The sequence below is a fragment of the Alkalihalobacillus sp. FSL W8-0930 genome (assembly GCA_037965595.1).
Taxonomy (GTDB): Bacteria; Bacillota; Bacilli; order Bacillales; family Bacillaceae_D; genus Alkalicoccobacillus.
Map to the genome: position 1 here is coordinate 146,978 of CP150183.1, position 16,606 is coordinate 163,583.

Below are 16,606 nucleotides of genomic sequence, written 5' to 3' on the forward strand. Positions count from 1 at the left end.
AGCTAAAAGAATGATCAAGTTAAGGGAGAAGATTGTATGGCCATTCAAATTTTAAACAGCTTAACAATGAAAAAAGAACCCTTTGTTCCTATGGAAAAAGGCAAGGTTAAGATGTATGTATGTGGACCCACTGTCTACAACTATATTCATATTGGAAACGCTAGGCCGCCGATTGTCTATGATATGGTGCGTAGATATTTAGAATATCGTGGGTACGAGGTATTCTTTGTCTCAAACTTTACAGATGTGGATGACAAGATTATCCGTGCGGCGAATGAGCTTGGCGAGGACGTGTTTGATGTCGCGAACCGCTTTATTGAAGCCTATCATCAAGATACGTGTGCGTTGGGTGTGAAGCCTGCTGACATCCATCCACGCGTGACAGAAACGATTTCGGATATTGTAGAGTTCATTGAGTTACTTGAAAAGAAAGGCTATGCCTATGAATCAGGCGGAGATGTCTACTTCCGTACAAGAAAATTTAAAGAGTATGGGAAGCTTTCTTCTCAGTCTATTGATGATTTGCAGAGCGGTTCTCGTATTGAAGTGGATTCACGAAAAGAAGATCCATTGGATTTTGTCCTCTGGAAGGCGGCAAAAAAAGGAGAAATCTCCTGGGAGAGTCCATGGGGCAACGGTCGACCGGGCTGGCACATCGAATGCTCGGCCATGGTAAAAAAATATTTAGGCGATACCATTGATATTCATGCAGGAGGCCGCGATCTTTCTTTCCCACACCATGAAAACGAGATTGCGCAGTCGGAAGCCTTGACAGATAAGCCTATGGCCAACTATTGGATGCATAATGGGTTTATTAACATTGATAATGAAAAGATGTCAAAATCACTCGGAAATTTTGTTTTGGCACATGATATCATTCGACAGCATTCACCAGAAGTCGTTCGGTTCTTTATGCTGACAGCGCACTACCGTAGTCCAATTAATTTCAGCTCTGAATTACTTGAAGGAGCCAAAAATGGACTTGATCGAATCAAAACAGCGCTCGGGACGATGAAGCACAGACTTGATGATTGTGCAGATTACGGCGAGCAGGATGGATGGTTAGATAAAGTATCCGAATTACGTACTCGTTTTATCCAAGAGATGGACGATGACTTTAATAGTGCAAACGGAATTTCAGTCTTATTTGATGCAGCGAAGGAAGCGAATATTTATAGCCGTGAAAAGCAAACGTCTAAGGCTGTTCTTGAAGCGTTCATCAGTTTGTTTGATGAACTAGGTGGAGTACTTGGCTTGTCCCTACACGAAGAGGCTGAACTGTTAGATGCGGAAGTGGATCAATTGATTGAGAAGCGGAACGAAGCGCGTGCTGCACGTGATTTCAAACTGGCAGACGAAATTCGTGATCAGTTAAAAGCTCAAGGGATCTTACTTGAGGATACCCCACAAGGTGTACGTTGGAAGCGAGAAGCACGCACATGAAGATCATTAAGCCAACAACAGATTTAAAGCAATTAAACGGGTTAGCCCTTGCCTATATGGGTGATGCTGTACTTGATATGTATGTACGGTATTACCTGCTGGCACAGGGAAAGGTTAAACCGCATGCGCTGCACGTAGAAGCAACACGTTATGTCTCTGCGAAAGCACAAGCGGAAATGGTGCATCGTTTAGAGGAAAACGGGGTATTCACAGATCAAGAGATGATGGTTATTAAGCGTGGCCGTAATGCAAAGTCAGGCTCAGTGCCGAAGAACACAAGTGTAACGACGTATCGTTACTCAACTGGCTTTGAAGCATTGCTCGGCTACTTGTATGTGACCGATGAATCAGAACGGTTAGATCAAATTATTGAAATGGCACTTGGAGAATATGAGAACAAACAAGAAAAAGGAGCACATAATCATGAGTGAGGAATTTATTGCAGGAAAGAACCCGATCATAGAAGCGCTCCGCTCCGGTCATCCAATCCATAAGATTTGGATTGCGGAAGGCTCGCAAAAAGGACAAATGACGAAGGTTCTTCAGATCGCCAAAGAGAAGAACATTCTTGTACAGACCGCTCCTAAAAAGAAGCTAGCCAGTCTGTTAGGGAATGAAAATCACCAAGGGATTGTTGCATCGGTGGCTGCATATGAGTATGCAGAAATTGAAGACATCTTTAGTCGTGCAGCAGAAAAGGATGAACAGCCATTCTTCTTAGTTCTTGATGAACTCGAAGATCCACATAACCTGGGATCCATTCTGCGTACAGCGGATGCTTGTGGAGCACACGGAGTGATTATCCCGAAGCGTCGTGCAGTTGGCCTAACTCAAACCGTGGCGAAGGCCTCCACAGGAGCTATTGAATATGTACCTGTTGTTCGGGTGACAAACATTTCTCGTACAATGGACGAGCTTAAGAAACAAGGCGTATGGTTTGCAGGAACAGATGCTTCTGCTAAGGAAGACTACCGTAGCGCAGCTTTTGATATGCCACTTGGTCTTGTCATTGGAAGTGAAGGCAAAGGAATGAGCCGTCTTGTGAAGGAGAAATGCGATTTCCTTGTCTATATTCCGATGGTTGGAAGTGTGACGTCGCTTAACGCCTCCGTTGCTGCGAGCTTACTGATGTATGAGGTATATCGTAAACGTACGCCGCTAGGAAGTCGATAACAATGAGAACCATTCTGCTGGTGGATGGCTACAATATCATCGGTGCCTGGCCGAAGCTTCGGGAATTAAAGGATCAGGATCTAGAACTAGCAAGAGATCTATTAATTAGTAGTATGGCTGAGTACCAAGCTTATTCAGGTGCAGAGGTAACGGTTATTTTTGATGCTCATATGGTGACGGGCGTAGGGAAAACGTATCAAAATCATAAGGTAGAGGTTATTTATACGCGTAAGCTTGAGACGGCGGACGAGAGAATTGAACGGCTGGTGCGAGAGCTTAAGCGTGTAGATACCACGATCCATGTGGCTACCTCTGATTTTGCAGAGCAGTCCGTTATCTTTGGAAGTGGCGCTCTGCGAAAGTCAGCAAGGGAGCTTTTAATCGAGACAGAAATGGCAACAAAAGGAATTAAAAAAATGGTCGAAACGACCAAAAAACAACAAAAACCGACACATGCATATCTTAGTGACGAACTGACCGAAATTTTTGAAAAATGGCGTCGTGGCGAGAGATGAGTGGTTGACCTTCTGGAAAAGTGTGCTATATAATACGTTTAAACATTAAGTCAGTGGCCTAGGCCGAGGGGGTATTGTTGTGACTGCAGAGCTTCAGCTGGAACCAACTTTTACAAAGCCTGGTAACGGATTTGAACAGGCTGACGATAGCTTTCTTGTAGATCAAGTAAGACTCGGAAACACTCTGGCACTTGAATATCTAATTAATAAATATAAGAATTTTGTGCGTGCGAAATCACGTTCTTATTTTTTGATTGGCGCTGATCATGAAGATATTGTTCAAGAGGGAATGATTGGTCTTTACAAGGCTGTTCGTGACTTTAGAGGGGACAAGCTGTCCTCGTTTAAAGCATTTGCTGAACTGTGTATTACACGACAGATCATTACAGCAATTAAAACAGCTACTAGGCAGAAGCACATCCCCCTTAATTCGTATGTATCACTAGATAAACCACTTTATGACGAAGAATCTGACCGCACCTTGCTCGATGTTATATGCGGAAATCGAGTAACGGATCCAGAGGAACTATTAATTAATCAAGAAGAATTTGAAAGTATTGAACTGAAGATGGGCGAAATTCTAAGCGAGCTGGAGCAACAGGTTCTGCTTCTTTATCTTGACGGGCGCACCTATCAAGAAATTTCAGTAGACCTCAACCGTCACGTGAAATCAATTGACAATGCACTGCAACGCGTGAAACGGAAGCTTGAACGGTATGTAGAGCTTAAAGGCGTTACGCTTTAGGAACGTGAACGGTACAAGGGTTTAACCTGTGCCGTTTTCTTATTATTCTACCAACCAAAGATTGACACAAAATACTTGACATGCTAGTATCAAAGAGCATGTGTAATGTTTTTGAACTCTTATCGAAAAGGGTTCTTTTTTATACTGTTTTAAGTTAACCGCATTTTGAATGAATGCAGCGGTTCTTTTTTTGTTTGGACAAAGAATCTCGTATTGATGAGCGGTTGTTTAGATAGACAAGATCATGACCATAATGAATTGGTGCTGGAGGTGTTCCCATGGCCGGTAAAGTAGTTAATTTCTTTCAAAGTGTAGCTCAGGAAATGAGACGAGTCACGTGGCCGACACGTAAAGAACTAACACGGTATACGTTAGTTGTTCTTGCAACGGTAGCGATCATGACGATCTTTTTTGCAGTGGTTGATTTGGGGATTTCAGAGTTAGTTCGTCTTCTCTAGGAATACACAGTTGTATGATGGTAGATGATTTGTATGAGTACTAGAAAGGAGGCGAATGGGACAAACTGGTCCTAGCTATAATGGAGAAAAATTGGTATGTTGTACACACGTATTCAGGCTATGAAAACAAGGTGAAAGCAAACCTTGAAAAGCGTGTGGAATCTATGGATATGACAGATAAAATCTTTCGCGTACTTGTTCCTGTTGAAGAAGAAACAGAAGTGAAGAACGGCAAAACAAAAACCGTTTCTCGTAAAGTATTTCCAGGTTACGTTCTAGTCGAAATTATTATGACAGATGATTCTTGGTATGTTGTTCGTAACACACCAGGGGTAACTGGATTCGTCGGATCATCAGGAGCAGGCTCTAAGCCGACAGCTCTTTTACCTGATGAAGTGGAAAGCATCCTTAAACAAATGGGTGTGGAACAACCGAAAGCAGATATTGATTTTGATATTAAAGAATCTGTGAAGGTAAAAGAAGGTCCGTTTGCTAATTTTGTTGGAACAATTGAAGAAATTCAAGTGGAAAAACAGAAGGTAAAGGTTCATGTGAACATGTTTGGACGCGAGACGCCTGTTGAGCTTGATTTTAATCAAGTAGAAAAGATTTCATAAATGACTTGATATCTCCCTTTGAAGGTGATAGAATTTTCATGTTTGATATGGTTTGATAACATGAGCCATCGGGTGCATGAGTGCATCCGTTTTTTGAGTGGGAGGATGAAAATCATCCGGATAACCACATCACGGACTTAAGGAGGTGTGTCACGTGGCTAAAAAGGTAATTAAAATGGTTAAATTGCAAATCCCTGCTGGGAAAGCGAATCCAGCTCCACCGGTTGGTCCTGCATTGGGTCAAGCAGGTGTGAACATTATGGGTTTCTGTAAAGAATTTAACGCTCGTACTTCTGATCAAGCAGGTCTAATTATTCCTGTTGAGATTACAGTTTTTGAGGATCGTTCTTTTACGTTCATCACAAAAACTCCGCCTGCAGCGGTATTGCTTAAGAAAGCAGCTGGAATCGAGTCTGGTTCTGGAGAACCAAACCGTAACAAGGTTGCAACTGTTAAGCGTGATAAAGTGCGCGAGATTGCTGAAACTAAAATGCCAGATCTTAACGCTGCAAACGTTGAGTCTGCAATGCGTATGGTTGAAGGAACAGCTCGCAGCATGGGAATTACGATCGAAGACTAAGACTTATTGTTCCGTTTACTGGAGGTTGCGACTTGAGGATTCATCCTCATACCTGGAAACAGGGCGCAACCTTCTGTAGTGGGAGGACTATCCGTTAAAACCACAATCGAGGAGGAAATGAATCATGGCTAAAAAAGGTAAAAAGTATCAAGAAGCCCTAAAGCTGGTTGATAAGGATACTTCGTATTCTCCAGCAGAGGCAATTGAACTTGTTAAGAAAACAGCGACAGCTAAATTTGACGAGTCTGTTGAAGTAGCTGTACGTTTGGGCGTAGACCCGAAAAAAGCGGATCAGCAAATCCGTGGAGCAGTAGTGCTTCCGAATGGTACAGGTAAAACACAACGTGTTCTTGTATTTGCTAAAGGTGAAAAGGCGAAAGAAGCAGAAGCAGCTGGAGCTGACTATGTAGGAGAAGAAGATTTCATCAACAAAATCAACCAAGGTTGGTTTGAGTTTGACGTAATCGTAGCAACTCCTGACATGATGGCACAAGTTGGTAAGCTTGGTCGTGTACTAGGACCAAAAGGCCTTATGCCAAACCCTAAAACAGGTACTGTTACATTTGATGTAACAAAAGCTGTTAATGAAATCAAAGCTGGTAAAGTAGAATACCGTGTTGAAAAATCCGGTAACGTACACGTTCCAATCGGTAAAGTGTCGTTTGAAGATGACAAACTTGTTGAGAACTTCAAGACAATCGTTGATACTTTGCTTAAAGCTAAGCCAAGTGCTGCTAAAGGTACTTACATGCGTAATGTATCGATCGCATCTACGATGGGTCCTGGAATTCGCGTGAACGTTTCTTCTCTTTCTAAATAAACGTTGACAAATGGTGCAATCATTGTGTATACTTCTTCAAGTGCACAGTGGTTGCACATTTATTATATGATTATACCGTAGACAGCAGGGGCTTATTAGCTTAATATCCTGCCGAGGTGAGCGATAAGATTTCTTAATGGAATCCATACGCCCTCATGTCTGCATGAGGGCTTTTTATATGCTTATGCGCGGTGTAAACGTAACAGACTAACAGGAGGTGTATGTATGAGTAAAATTATCGATGCTAAGAAACAGGTTGTTTCTGAGATCGCTACTAAGCTTAGCGAGAGCCAATCAACAGTAGTTGTTGATTACCGTGGTCTTTCTGTTGCTGAAGTAACAGATCTTCGTAAACAGTTACGTGATGCTGGTGTTGAGTTTAAAGTTTACAAAAACTCAATGACACGTCGTGCGACTGCTGAGACTGAACTTACTGCTCTTGATGAGCAGCTTGTAGGTCCTACTGCGATTGCATTCAGTAAAGAAGATGTTATTGCTCCTGCTAAGATTCTTAACGAGTTTGCTAAAAAGCATGAAGCGTTAGAAATCAAAGCTGGTGTAATTGAAGGTCAAGTTGCGTCTCTTGAGCAAATCAAGGCGTTGGCTGAACTTCCATCTCGTGATGGTCTTCTTTCTATGCTTCTTAGTGTGCTTCAAGCACCAGTTCGCAACTTTGCACTTGTTACAAAAGCAGTTGCAGAGCAAAAGGAAGAGCAAGGCGCTTAATAGAGTAGCCTGCTAACTAGTAACAAACACAAAGGTGAAAACCTATAAAACAAGGAGGATTTACAAATGACTAAAACGCATGAAGAAATCATTGGTGCAATCAAAGAAATGACAGTACTAGAACTTAACGATCTAGTAAAAGCTATTGAAGAAGAATTCGGTGTTACTGCTGCTGCTCCTGTAGCTGCTGCTGGTGCTGCTGGTGGCGAAGCTGCTGCTGAGCAAACTGAATTTGACGTAATTCTAGAATCAGCTGGTGGTTCTAAAATCAACGTAATCAAAGCAGTTCGTGAAGTAACTGGTCTTGGTCTTAAAGAAGCGAAAGCACTAGTTGATGGTGCTCCAGCTCCAATTAAAGAAGGTGTTTCTCAAGACGAAGCTAACGAAGTTAAAGCTAAGCTTGAAGAAGCAGGAGCTTCTGTTGAAGTTAAGTAATTAGTTGAATAAGAAAAGGCTCGCGCCATAGCGAGTCTTTTTTTGTCCATAGGTAAAAGAATGGAGGATTCTTATGTCTGAACACTATTATTCCAATAAACCAAGTACACCGAGCGAGCAAAAAACGTGGTCAACTGAACTGCGTGGATATAGCTTGCAATTAACATCAGATAGAGGCGTTTTTTCGAAACATGAAGTAGATTTTGGAAGCAGAACGCTAATTGAGCATTTTCAATTCCCTGAAGTAGAGGGGGATCTACTTGATGTTGGCTGTGGATATGGGCCAATTGGATTGACTCTAGCAAAAGCTGATCCAAAACGGGAGGTACACCTACTCGATGTGAACGAGCGAGCGTGTACATTAGCACGAATCAACGCACGACAAAATCGAGTGGAAAACGTTTTGGTTTTTGAGAGTGATGGGTTCGATAAGGTCCCTCATAATGAATATGCCGCGATTATAACCAATCCGCCAATCCGTGCGGGGAAGTCAACGGTATTCTCAATCTATGAACAAGCGCACGCGCATTTGAAGAGTGGGGGGGAGCTATGGATCGTCATCCAGAAGAAGCAAGGTGCTCCTTCTACACTAGAGAAATTAGGTCAATTATTTGATGAAGTAGAAACAGTTGAAAAAAACAAGGGATATTTTATTATCCGTGCAAGAAAAAATTGACTCGTCACTTACCTTGTGGTATTATCATTTAATGCGTACAATTGCCTATTTTTCTGGTTGAAGCATGTAAAAGATCGATTTTACAAGGAATACAGCTAGATAAATTTGGTTATACTGCTATAATCAGTTTGTTCTGAATGTAGTAGAGTTGTAAAGTGAGGTCAGTTTTTTTGAACAATGGTCATTTAATCTTCTGATTTCAGAGATTGGATAGCCTTTTTAGATACTATAACGCGAGATTTAAGGGGTGAATCAGTTGGCAGGACAACTAATTCAGTATGGACGTCACCGCCAGCGTAGAAGCTACGCGAGAATCAATGAGGTATTGGAACTTCCTAACTTGATTGAGATTCAGACAGCTTCCTACCAATGGTTTCTTGATGTAGGTTTACGTGAGATGTTCCAGGACATTTCACCGATCCAAGATTTCACAGGGAATTTGGTTTTGGAATTTATTGATTACAGCCTGGGAGAACCTAAGTATCCAGTAGAAGAGTCTAAGGAACGTGATGTAACGTTTGCTGCTCCACTACGGGTTAAGGTTCGTTTGATTAACAAGGAAACAGGTGAAGTCAAAGAGCAGGAAGTATTCATGGGTGACTTCCCTCTTATGACAGATACAGGTACGTTTGTCATTAATGGAGCAGAGCGAGTAATTGTTTCGCAACTGGTTCGTTCCCCAAGCGTATATTACAGTCAAAAAACCGACAAAAACGGAAAAAAAGGGTTTACTGCCACTGTCATTCCTAACCGTGGAGCGTGGCTTGAGCTTGAAACGGACGCGAAGGATATTGTTTACGTCCGGATAGACCGCACAAGAAAAATACCAGTGACGGTTCTTTTGCGTGCACTTGGTTTTGGTTCTGATCAAGAAATGATCGATTTACTCGGAGAAAACGAGTACCTTCGTAACTCTCTTGAAAAAGATAACACAGACAGTACAGAAAAAGCATTGCTTGAAATCTATGAGCGCCTACGCCCTGGTGAGCCGCCAACGGTTGAAAATGCGAAGAGTCTACTTGATTCTCGTTTCTTTGATCCGAAGCGCTATGACCTAGCGAATGTTGGACGCTACAAGATGAACAAAAAGCTTCATATAAAAAATCGTCTCTTTAACCAACGCCTTGCTGAGACGCTAGTAGACCCTGAAACAGGTGAAATTCTAGCAGAAGAAGGTACGGTTCTTGACCGTCGTACGCTTGACCGCATTATTCCTTATATTGAGAACAACGTTGGATTCAAGAAGGTTTATGTATCAGGCGGAGTGATTGACGATGAGGAAGTCACGATTCAATCAGTAAAAATTTACGCACCAAGCGATCGTGAAGGAGAGCAAGTAATTGATGTAATCGGAAACGGTATGGTTGAACGCGATGTAAAACATATCGCACCATCAGATATCATTTCTGCAATCAGCTACTTCTTTAACCTACTACACGGTGTTGGCGATACAGATGATATCGATCACCTTGGTAATCGTCGCTTACGTTCAGTAGGGGAGTTACTACAAAACCAATTCCGTATTGGTTTGTCCCGTATGGAGCGTGTGGTACGTGAGAGAATGTCAATCCAAGATCCGAATATGATTACGCCTCAGGCACTAATCAACATTCGTCCAGTGATTGCGTCTATTAAAGAGTTCTTTGGTAGTTCACAGTTATCTCAGTTCATGGACCAAACTAACCCATTAGCTGAGCTTACACATAAACGTCGTCTATCAGCACTAGGACCAGGTGGTTTAACGAGGGAGCGAGCTGGATTTGAAGTTCGTGACGTTCACTACTCTCACTACGGTCGTATGTGTCCGATTGAAACGCCAGAGGGACCAAACATCGGTCTAATTAACTCATTGTCTTCATATGCGAAGGTTAATGAATTTGGCTTCATGGAAACTCCGTACCGTCGAGTGGATCCTGAAACAGGGAAAGTAACGGCACAGATCGATTACTTAACTGCGGATGAAGAAGATAACTATGTTGTCGCACAGGCGAATGCGAAGCTAATGGATGATGGATCATTCGTTGATGATAATATTATTGCTCGTTTCAAGGGAGAAAATACGGCAGTTCCTCGTGATCAGTTAGATTACATGGATGTATCTCCGAAGCAGGTTGTTTCTGCTGCGACATCTTGTATTCCTTTCTTAGAAAATGATGACTCCAACCGTGCCCTAATGGGAGCGAACATGCAACGTCAGGCAGTGCCTTTACTTGTACCTGAGTCTCCAATCGTTGGTACGGGAATGGAGCATGTGTCTGCACGTGATTCAGGAGCTGCGGTCGTTTCTAAATTCCGCGGTGAAGTGGAACGCGTAACAGCAAAAGAAATCTGGGTCCGTCGTATTGAAGAAGTTGACGGCCAAGATGTAAAAGGCGACCTTGATAAGTACCGTCTTCAAAAGTTTATCCGTTCTAACCAAGGAACAAGCTACAACCAACGCCCAATCGTTGCAGAGGGTGATATCGTTGACAAGCGTGAAATACTAGCCGATGGTCCATCAATGGAAAAAGGTGAGATGGCGCTTGGACGTAACGTAATGGTTGGTTTCATGACATGGGAAGGTTACAACTATGAGGATGCGATTATCCTAAGTGAACGTCTAGTTAAAGATGATGTTTATACATCGATTCACATTGAAGAGTATGAATCAGATGCTCGTGATACAAAGCTTGGGCCTGAAGAAATTACTCGTGATATCCCGAACGTAGGGGAAGATGCACTACGTAACCTGGATGAGCGTGGAATTATTCGTACAGGTGCAGAAGTGAAAGACGGCGATATCTTAGTTGGTAAAGTTACACCTAAGGGAGTAACGGAATTAACTGCTGAAGAACGTCTACTTCATGCAATCTTCGGTGAGAAAGCACGTGAAGTTCGTGATACTTCATTACGCGCACCTCACGGAGGAGATGGAATTGTTCTTGACGTTAAGATCTTTAATCGTGAAGATGGAGACGAATTACCACCTGGTGTGAATCAGCTTGTACGTGTGTACATTGTACAAAAACGTAAGATTCATGAAGGGGATAAAATGGCCGGTCGTCACGGTAACAAAGGGGTTATCTCGCGTATTCTTCCTGAGGAAGATATGCCTTACCTTCCTGATGGCACGCCAATCGACATCATGTTAAACCCACTAGGGGTACCATCTCGAATGAACATCGGACAAGTGCTTGAGCTGCATCTTGGTATGGCTGCTCGTAAACTTGGTATACACGTTGCCTCTCCTGTATTTGATGGAGCGCGTGAGGAAGATGTTTGGGGAACTCTTGAAGAAGCGGGAATGGCTCGCGATGGTAAGACTGTCCTTTATGACGGCCGTACCGGGGAACCATTTGATAACCGTATCTCTGTAGGGATTATGTACATGATCAAACTTGCTCACATGGTTGATGATAAGCTACACGCTCGTTCAACTGGACCATACTCACTTGTTACACAGCAACCACTAGGTGGTAAAGCACAATTTGGTGGACAGCGTTTTGGTGAGATGGAGGTTTGGGCACTTGAGGCATATGGTGCGGCTTATACACTTCAGGAAATCCTGACAGTGAAATCAGATGACGTAGTTGGTCGTGTGAAAACATACGAAGCGATTGTAAAAGGTGAGAACGTACCTGAACCAGGTGTTCCTGAATCCTTTAAAGTTCTTATCAAAGAGCTTCAGTCACTTGGTATGGATGTGAAGATGCTCTCAAGTAACGAAGAAGAAATCGAAATGAGAGAGCTTGATGATGAAGAAGAACAAGGGAACGATAAGCTGAATTTGAACTTCGAGCCAAGCGCTAAGTAAGGCGTAACGAATAAGAGAAGCAACCGGGGGACGGGTAACCACTCTCCCTGTTGCTTTCATTTTCTGCATTGTCAGGATTAATAGATAGACATTCGTACAGATACGGAAATCAAAAGGGAGGTTGACCCCTTGCTAGATGTAAATAACTTCGAGTATATGAAAATAGGCCTTGCATCACCGAACAAGATTCGTTCATGGTCCAGAGGTGAAGTAAAGAAGCCTGAAACCATTAACTACCGTACATTAAAGCCAGAGAAAGATGGTTTGTTCTGTGAGCGTATTTTTGGTCCAACTAAAGACTGGGAATGTCATTGTGGAAAGTATAAGCGTGTTCGCTATAAAGGCGTTGTCTGTGATCGTTGTGGCGTTGAAGTAACACGTGCTAAGGTGCGTCGTGAGCGCATGGGTCACATTGAGCTTGCTGCACCTGTTTCTCACATATGGTATTTCAAAGGAATTCCAAGTCGTATGGGACTTGTACTCGATATGTCTCCACGTTCATTAGAAGAAGTCATTTACTTCGCATCTTATGTGGTTACAGATCCAGGTGATACTCCTCTTGAAAAGAAACAGCTTCTTTCTGAAAAAGAATATAGAGCGTATTACGATAAATACGGTCGCGGTTTTACTGCACAAATGGGAGCAGAAGCGATTCGTAAGCTTTTAGCTGATATTGATCTTCAAAAAGAAGTAGATCTTCTTAAAGAAGAGCTTTTAACAGCACAAGGTCAGCGTCGTACACGTGCGATCAAGCGTTTAGAAGTTCTTGAAGCGTTCCGTCACTCAGGTAACGAGCCTTCTTGGATGGTTCTTGATGTACTGCCGGTTATTCCGCCAGAGCTTCGTCCAATGGTTCAGCTAGATGGAGGTCGTTTTGCTACATCTGACTTAAATGACTTGTACCGTCGTGTAATTAACCGTAATAACCGCTTGAAGCGTCTACTTGACCTTGGAGCACCAAACATCATCGTTCAAAACGAAAAACGTATGCTTCAGGAAGCTGTAGATGCGTTGATCGATAACGGCCGTCGCGGAAGACCTGTTACGGGTCCAGGTAACCGTCCGTTAAAATCTCTTTCTCACATGCTTAAAGGGAAGCAAGGTCGTTTCCGTCAGAACTTACTAGGTAAACGTGTTGACTACTCTGGTCGTTCGGTTATCGTAGTAGGACCTCACTTAAAAATGTATCAGTGTGGACTTCCTAAGGAAATGGCACTTGAGCTATTTAAGCCATTTGTTATGAAAGAGCTTGTTAGTAAGGGTCTTGCACATAACATTAAGAGTGCAAAACGTAAGGTAGAACGTGTTCAGCCGGAAGTATGGGATGTGCTTGAAGAAGTCATTCGTGAGCATCCGGTCCTACTTAACCGTGCACCAACACTTCACCGTCTTGGAATTCAAGCGTTTGAACCAATTCTAGTAGAAGGTCGTGCAATTAAGCTTCACCCACTCGTATGTACAGCATATAACGCTGACTTTGATGGTGACCAAATGGCTGTTCACGTTCCTCTATCTGCAGAAGCACAAGCAGAAGCTCGTTTACTTATGCTTGCGGCTCAAAACATCTTGAACCCGAAAGATGGTAAGCCAGTTGTTACGCCGTCACAGGATATGGTACTAGGTAACTACTACCTAACTCTTGAGCGTGCAGATGCAAAAGGTCAAGGCTCTACATTTAAAGATACGAACGAAGCCATTACGGCATACCAGAATGGATACGTTCATCTTCATACACGTGTGGCTGTGCCGGTTTCTTCTCTAGGGAAGTCAAACTTCACAGAAGAGCAACAAAGCATGCTGATGTTAACTACTGTAGGTAAGCTAATCTTTAACGAAATTCTTCCGGAGTCATTCCCGTATATGAATGAGCCGACTGATTACAACCTAGCCGTAGCAACACCAGCTAAATATATCGTTCCAAGCACAACTGATGTGAAAAAAGAACTTGCTGAGCGGGAAGTCATTCTTCCGTTTAAGAAAGGGTTCCTTGGAAACATCATTGCTGAAGTATTTAAGAAGTTCAAGATCACTGAAACATCTAAAATGCTTGACCGCATGAAGGATCTTGGATTTAAGTATTCTACTAAAGCAGGTATTACTGTAGGGGTAGCGGATATCGTTGTACTTGCAGAGAAGAAAGTCATCCTTGCTGAAGCAGAAGAAAAGGTTGAACGCATTCTTAAGCAATTCCGTCGTGGTCTTATCACAGAGGAAGAGCGTTATGATCGTGTTATCTCCATCTGGAGTGAAGCGAAGGATGTTATCCAGAACAAGCTAATGGGTACACTTGATCGAAGCAACCCAATCTTCATGATGAGTGACTCAGGAGCGCGTGGTAACGCCTCTAACTTTACGCAGCTTGCGGGTATGCGTGGACTAATGGCGAATCCATCTGGACGTATCATTGAGCTTCCAATCAAATCAAGTTTCCGTGAAGGTCTAACAGTACTCGAGTACTTCATCTCTACACACGGAGCACGTAAAGGTCTTGCGGATACAGCCCTTAAAACAGCTGACTCAGGTTACCTTACTCGTCGTCTAGTTGATGTAGCACAGGATGTTATTGTCCGTGAAGATGATTGTGGTACTGACCGCGGTCTTGAAGTTGCTGCAATTAAAGAAGGAAACGAAGTGATTGAAGGATTATACGATCGTCTTGTTGGTCGTGTAGCATTCAAAACAGTTCGTCATCCGGAATCAAATGACGTTCTTATCGGTAAAAACGAGCTAATCGGTGAAGATACAGCCAAAGCCATCTTAGATGCTGGTGTGGAAGCTGTAACAATCCGCTCTGTATTTACGTGTAATACACGCCATGGTGTGTGTAAGAAGTGTTACGGCCGTAACCTGGCAACAGGAAGCGACGTTGAAGTGGGAGAAGCAGTTGGTATCATCGCTGCCCAATCAATCGGTGAGCCAGGAACACAGCTTACAATGCGTACGTTCCACACAGGTGGGGTAGCAGGAGACGATATTACACAAGGTCTTCCACGTATCCAGGAGCTATTTGAAGCTCGTAATCCAAAAGGTCAAGCGGTTATCTCTGAAGTTGATGGTGAAGTAATCGACTTTAAAGATGGAGATAAGCGTGAAATCACAGTGAAGAGTGAGCTTGAAACTAAAGCATACGCAATTCCTTATGGAGCTCGTATCAGAGTGTCTGTAGGAGATTATGTAGTAGCTGGTGAAAGCATCACTGAAGGTTCTGTAGATCCTAAGGAGCTTCTGAAGGTTAAAGGTATGAACGGAGTACAGGAGTATCTTCTTAAAGAAGTTCAGAAGGTATACCGTATGCAAGGGGTAGAAATTGGAGACAAACACGTTGAGGTAATGGTTCGCCAGATGCTTCGTAAAATCCGTGTAACAGACTCTGGTGATACGAAAGTCCTTCCAGGTGCTCTAATTGAAATTCAGAAGTTCAACGATGAGAACAGAAATGTTCTAATCAATGGTGAAAACCCAGCAACTGGTCGTCCTGTTCTACTTGGTATTACCAAAGCATCACTTGAGACTGATTCATTCCTATCTGCTGCATCATTCCAAGAAACAACTCGTGTTCTTACGGATGCTGCAATTAAAGGTAAGCGTGATGAGCTACTTGGTCTTAAAGAGAATGTTATCATTGGTAAGCTGATTCCAGCGGGAACTGGTATGCAACGTTACCGTAACTTAAGCATTCACTCAGAGCATACACAACAGTCGCAGCAAGAACAAGCGGAAGCAATGCTTGAGGAAATGATTTCACAAGACTAAAAAAATGCTATAGGTGGTTGACACGCATATGCGCGGGTGTTAAGATATCAAAGTGTGCCTGAAGACCTGTTGCTTTGGAGGATATCGTATGTCTTATGAAAAAGTCGAACAGGGTTCAAACCCATTTGTTGGTATAAAACAGACACTTAAAGCGCTAGACAATGATCTTGTTAGTGAGCTGGTGATTGCCAGTGATGCTGATACTCGCATTGTCACACAGGCTGAGCAGCTTGCTCAGACAAAGCGCATTCCGATTGTATATGTCGACTCAATGAAGAAGCTTGGAAAAGCTTGTGGAATTGATGTCGGCGCAGCCACTGTAGCGTTAAGGAAGTAATATAATGTTTTTGCCGACCGGTGTCTTCCGTTTGGCAAAAACATTACTTTTGCCTAAACATGAACCACCAGGATCAGTGGTCTTATTTTAGAGGGAAGGGGGATCATCATGCCTACTATTAATCAGTTAATCCGTAAAGGCCGTGAAGCAAAAGGGAAGAAGTCAGATTCTCCAGCGCTTAACAAAGGATTCAACAGCTTCAAAAAGTCCCAAACAGACGTATCTTCACCACAAAAACGTGGTGTTTGCACACGTGTGGGTACTATGACTCCGAAGAAGCCGAACTCGGCGCTTCGTAAGTATGCGCGTGTTCGTTTAACAAACGGAATTGAAGTTACAGCTTACATTCCTGGTATCGGACACAACCTACAAGAGCACAGTGTAGTACTTATTCGTGGCGGACGTGTGAAAGACTTACCAGGGGTACGTTATCACATCGTTCGTGGCGCACTTGATACAGCTGGTGTACAAAACCGTATGCAAGGACGCTCGAAGTATGGTACGAAAAAGCCAAAAGAAAAGAAATAATTTAACT

The 16,606-nt window shown here is 42.9% G+C and carries 16 protein-coding genes and 1 other annotated feature; all 16 genes read left to right on the top strand.

From position 1 onward, the window contains the following. Positions 1–36 precede the first annotated feature (36 nt). The 16 genes from cysS to rpsL all read left to right on the top strand — a co-directional run bounded on the left by cysS (position 37) and on the right by rpsL (position 16,599). Positions 37–1,443 carry a cysteine--tRNA ligase gene (gene cysS / locus NSQ54_00730; protein ID WYP26679.1) on the top strand — a complete coding sequence of 469 codons (1,407 nt, stop codon included), beginning with the start codon at positions 37–39 and terminating at the stop codon, positions 1,441–1,443. Next, positions 1,440–1,874 (top strand): Mini-ribonuclease 3, encoded by a 435-nt coding sequence (locus NSQ54_00735; protein WYP26680.1) that lies wholly within the window; start codon positions 1,440–1,442, stop codon positions 1,872–1,874. The genes cysS and NSQ54_00735 overlap by 4 nt, the downstream gene beginning before the upstream one ends. Next, positions 1,867–2,616 (top strand): 23S rRNA (guanosine(2251)-2'-O)-methyltransferase RlmB, encoded by a 750-nt coding sequence (gene rlmB, locus NSQ54_00740; GenBank protein WYP26681.1) that lies wholly within the window; start codon positions 1,867–1,869, stop codon positions 2,614–2,616. The genes NSQ54_00735 and rlmB overlap by 8 nt, the downstream gene beginning before the upstream one ends. Before the next feature lie 2 nt (positions 2,617–2,618). After that, complete coding sequence (locus NSQ54_00745) at positions 2,619–3,131, top strand: NYN domain-containing protein (GenBank protein ID WYP26682.1); 513 nt, start codon at positions 2,619–2,621, stop codon at positions 3,129–3,131. A 97-nt stretch (positions 3,132–3,228) separates the two neighbouring features. Next, positions 3,229–3,876, top strand: coding sequence for an RNA polymerase sporulation sigma factor SigH (sigH, locus tag NSQ54_00750; protein WYP28469.1), 648 nt, complete (start codon positions 3,229–3,231; stop codon positions 3,874–3,876). A gap of 278 nt (positions 3,877–4,154) precedes the next feature. Beyond that, positions 4,155–4,334, top strand: a complete 180-nt coding sequence (gene secE, locus NSQ54_00755) for a preprotein translocase subunit SecE (GenBank protein WYP26683.1) — start codon at positions 4,155–4,157, stop codon at positions 4,332–4,334. Between the two features lie 80 nt (positions 4,335–4,414). Further along, the gene (gene nusG, locus NSQ54_00760; protein WYP26684.1) at positions 4,415–4,951 is read left to right on the top strand and encodes a transcription termination/antitermination protein NusG; all 537 of its coding nucleotides are present in this window, start codon (positions 4,415–4,417) and stop codon (positions 4,949–4,951) included. 154 nt (positions 4,952–5,105) lie between these two features. After that, positions 5,106–5,531, top strand: coding sequence for a 50S ribosomal protein L11 (gene rplK, locus NSQ54_00765; protein ID WYP26685.1), 426 nt, complete (start codon positions 5,106–5,108; stop codon positions 5,529–5,531). 124 nt (positions 5,532–5,655) lie between these two features. Next, on the top strand, positions 5,656–6,351 hold the full coding sequence (rplA, locus tag NSQ54_00770; GenBank protein ID WYP26686.1) for a 50S ribosomal protein L1: 696 nt from the start codon (positions 5,656–5,658) through the stop codon (positions 6,349–6,351). Between the two features lie 57 nt (positions 6,352–6,408). Then, positions 6,409–6,537 (top strand) — a sequence feature (ribosomal protein L10 leader region). 39 nt (positions 6,538–6,576) lie between these two features. Then, positions 6,577–7,077, top strand: coding sequence for a 50S ribosomal protein L10 (gene rplJ, locus NSQ54_00775; GenBank protein WYP26687.1), 501 nt, complete (start codon positions 6,577–6,579; stop codon positions 7,075–7,077). A gap of 66 nt (positions 7,078–7,143) precedes the next feature. Further along, entirely contained in the window at positions 7,144–7,512 is a 369-nt protein-coding gene (rplL, locus tag NSQ54_00780; GenBank protein ID WYP26688.1) for a 50S ribosomal protein L7/L12, read from the top strand. A 73-nt stretch (positions 7,513–7,585) separates the two neighbouring features. Continuing rightward, positions 7,586–8,188 (top strand): class I SAM-dependent methyltransferase, encoded by a 603-nt coding sequence (locus NSQ54_00785; GenBank protein ID WYP26689.1) that lies wholly within the window; start codon positions 7,586–7,588, stop codon positions 8,186–8,188. Between the two features lie 256 nt (positions 8,189–8,444). Beyond that, positions 8,445–11,981, top strand: coding sequence for a DNA-directed RNA polymerase subunit beta (gene rpoB, locus NSQ54_00790; protein ID WYP26690.1), 3,537 nt, complete (start codon positions 8,445–8,447; stop codon positions 11,979–11,981). A gap of 129 nt (positions 11,982–12,110) precedes the next feature. Next, complete coding sequence (gene rpoC, locus NSQ54_00795) at positions 12,111–15,734, top strand: DNA-directed RNA polymerase subunit beta' (protein ID WYP26691.1); 3,624 nt, start codon at positions 12,111–12,113, stop codon at positions 15,732–15,734. Between the two features lie 88 nt (positions 15,735–15,822). Next, positions 15,823–16,071: a 50S ribosomal protein L7ae-like protein gene (locus NSQ54_00800; protein WYP26692.1), complete on the top strand. Its 249-nt coding sequence runs from the start codon at positions 15,823–15,825 to the stop codon at positions 16,069–16,071. A 108-nt stretch (positions 16,072–16,179) separates the two neighbouring features. After that, positions 16,180–16,599, top strand: coding sequence for a 30S ribosomal protein S12 (gene rpsL / locus NSQ54_00805; protein WYP26693.1), 420 nt, complete (start codon positions 16,180–16,182; stop codon positions 16,597–16,599). Positions 16,600–16,606 lie beyond the last annotated feature (7 nt).

Coding starts and splice junctions, on each gene's coding strand:
- cysS (WYP26679.1), top strand. CDS start 37: ATGGCCATTCAAATTTTAAACAGCTTAACAATGAAAAAAGAACCCTTT.
- NSQ54_00735 (WYP26680.1), top strand. CDS start 1,440: ATGAAGATCATTAAGCCAACAACAGATTTAAAGCAATTAAACGGGTTA.
- rlmB (WYP26681.1), top strand. CDS start 1,867: ATGAGTGAGGAATTTATTGCAGGAAAGAACCCGATCATAGAAGCGCTC.
- NSQ54_00745 (WYP26682.1), top strand. CDS start 2,619: ATGAGAACCATTCTGCTGGTGGATGGCTACAATATCATCGGTGCCTGG.
- secE (WYP26683.1), top strand. CDS start 4,155: ATGGCCGGTAAAGTAGTTAATTTCTTTCAAAGTGTAGCTCAGGAAATG.
- nusG (WYP26684.1), top strand. CDS start 4,415: ATGGAGAAAAATTGGTATGTTGTACACACGTATTCAGGCTATGAAAAC.
- rplA (WYP26686.1), top strand. CDS start 5,656: ATGGCTAAAAAAGGTAAAAAGTATCAAGAAGCCCTAAAGCTGGTTGAT.
- rplJ (WYP26687.1), top strand. CDS start 6,577: ATGAGTAAAATTATCGATGCTAAGAAACAGGTTGTTTCTGAGATCGCT.
- rplL (WYP26688.1), top strand. CDS start 7,144: ATGACTAAAACGCATGAAGAAATCATTGGTGCAATCAAAGAAATGACA.
- NSQ54_00785 (WYP26689.1), top strand. CDS start 7,586: ATGTCTGAACACTATTATTCCAATAAACCAAGTACACCGAGCGAGCAA.
- NSQ54_00800 (WYP26692.1), top strand. CDS start 15,823: ATGTCTTATGAAAAAGTCGAACAGGGTTCAAACCCATTTGTTGGTATA.
- rpsL (WYP26693.1), top strand. CDS start 16,180: ATGCCTACTATTAATCAGTTAATCCGTAAAGGCCGTGAAGCAAAAGGG.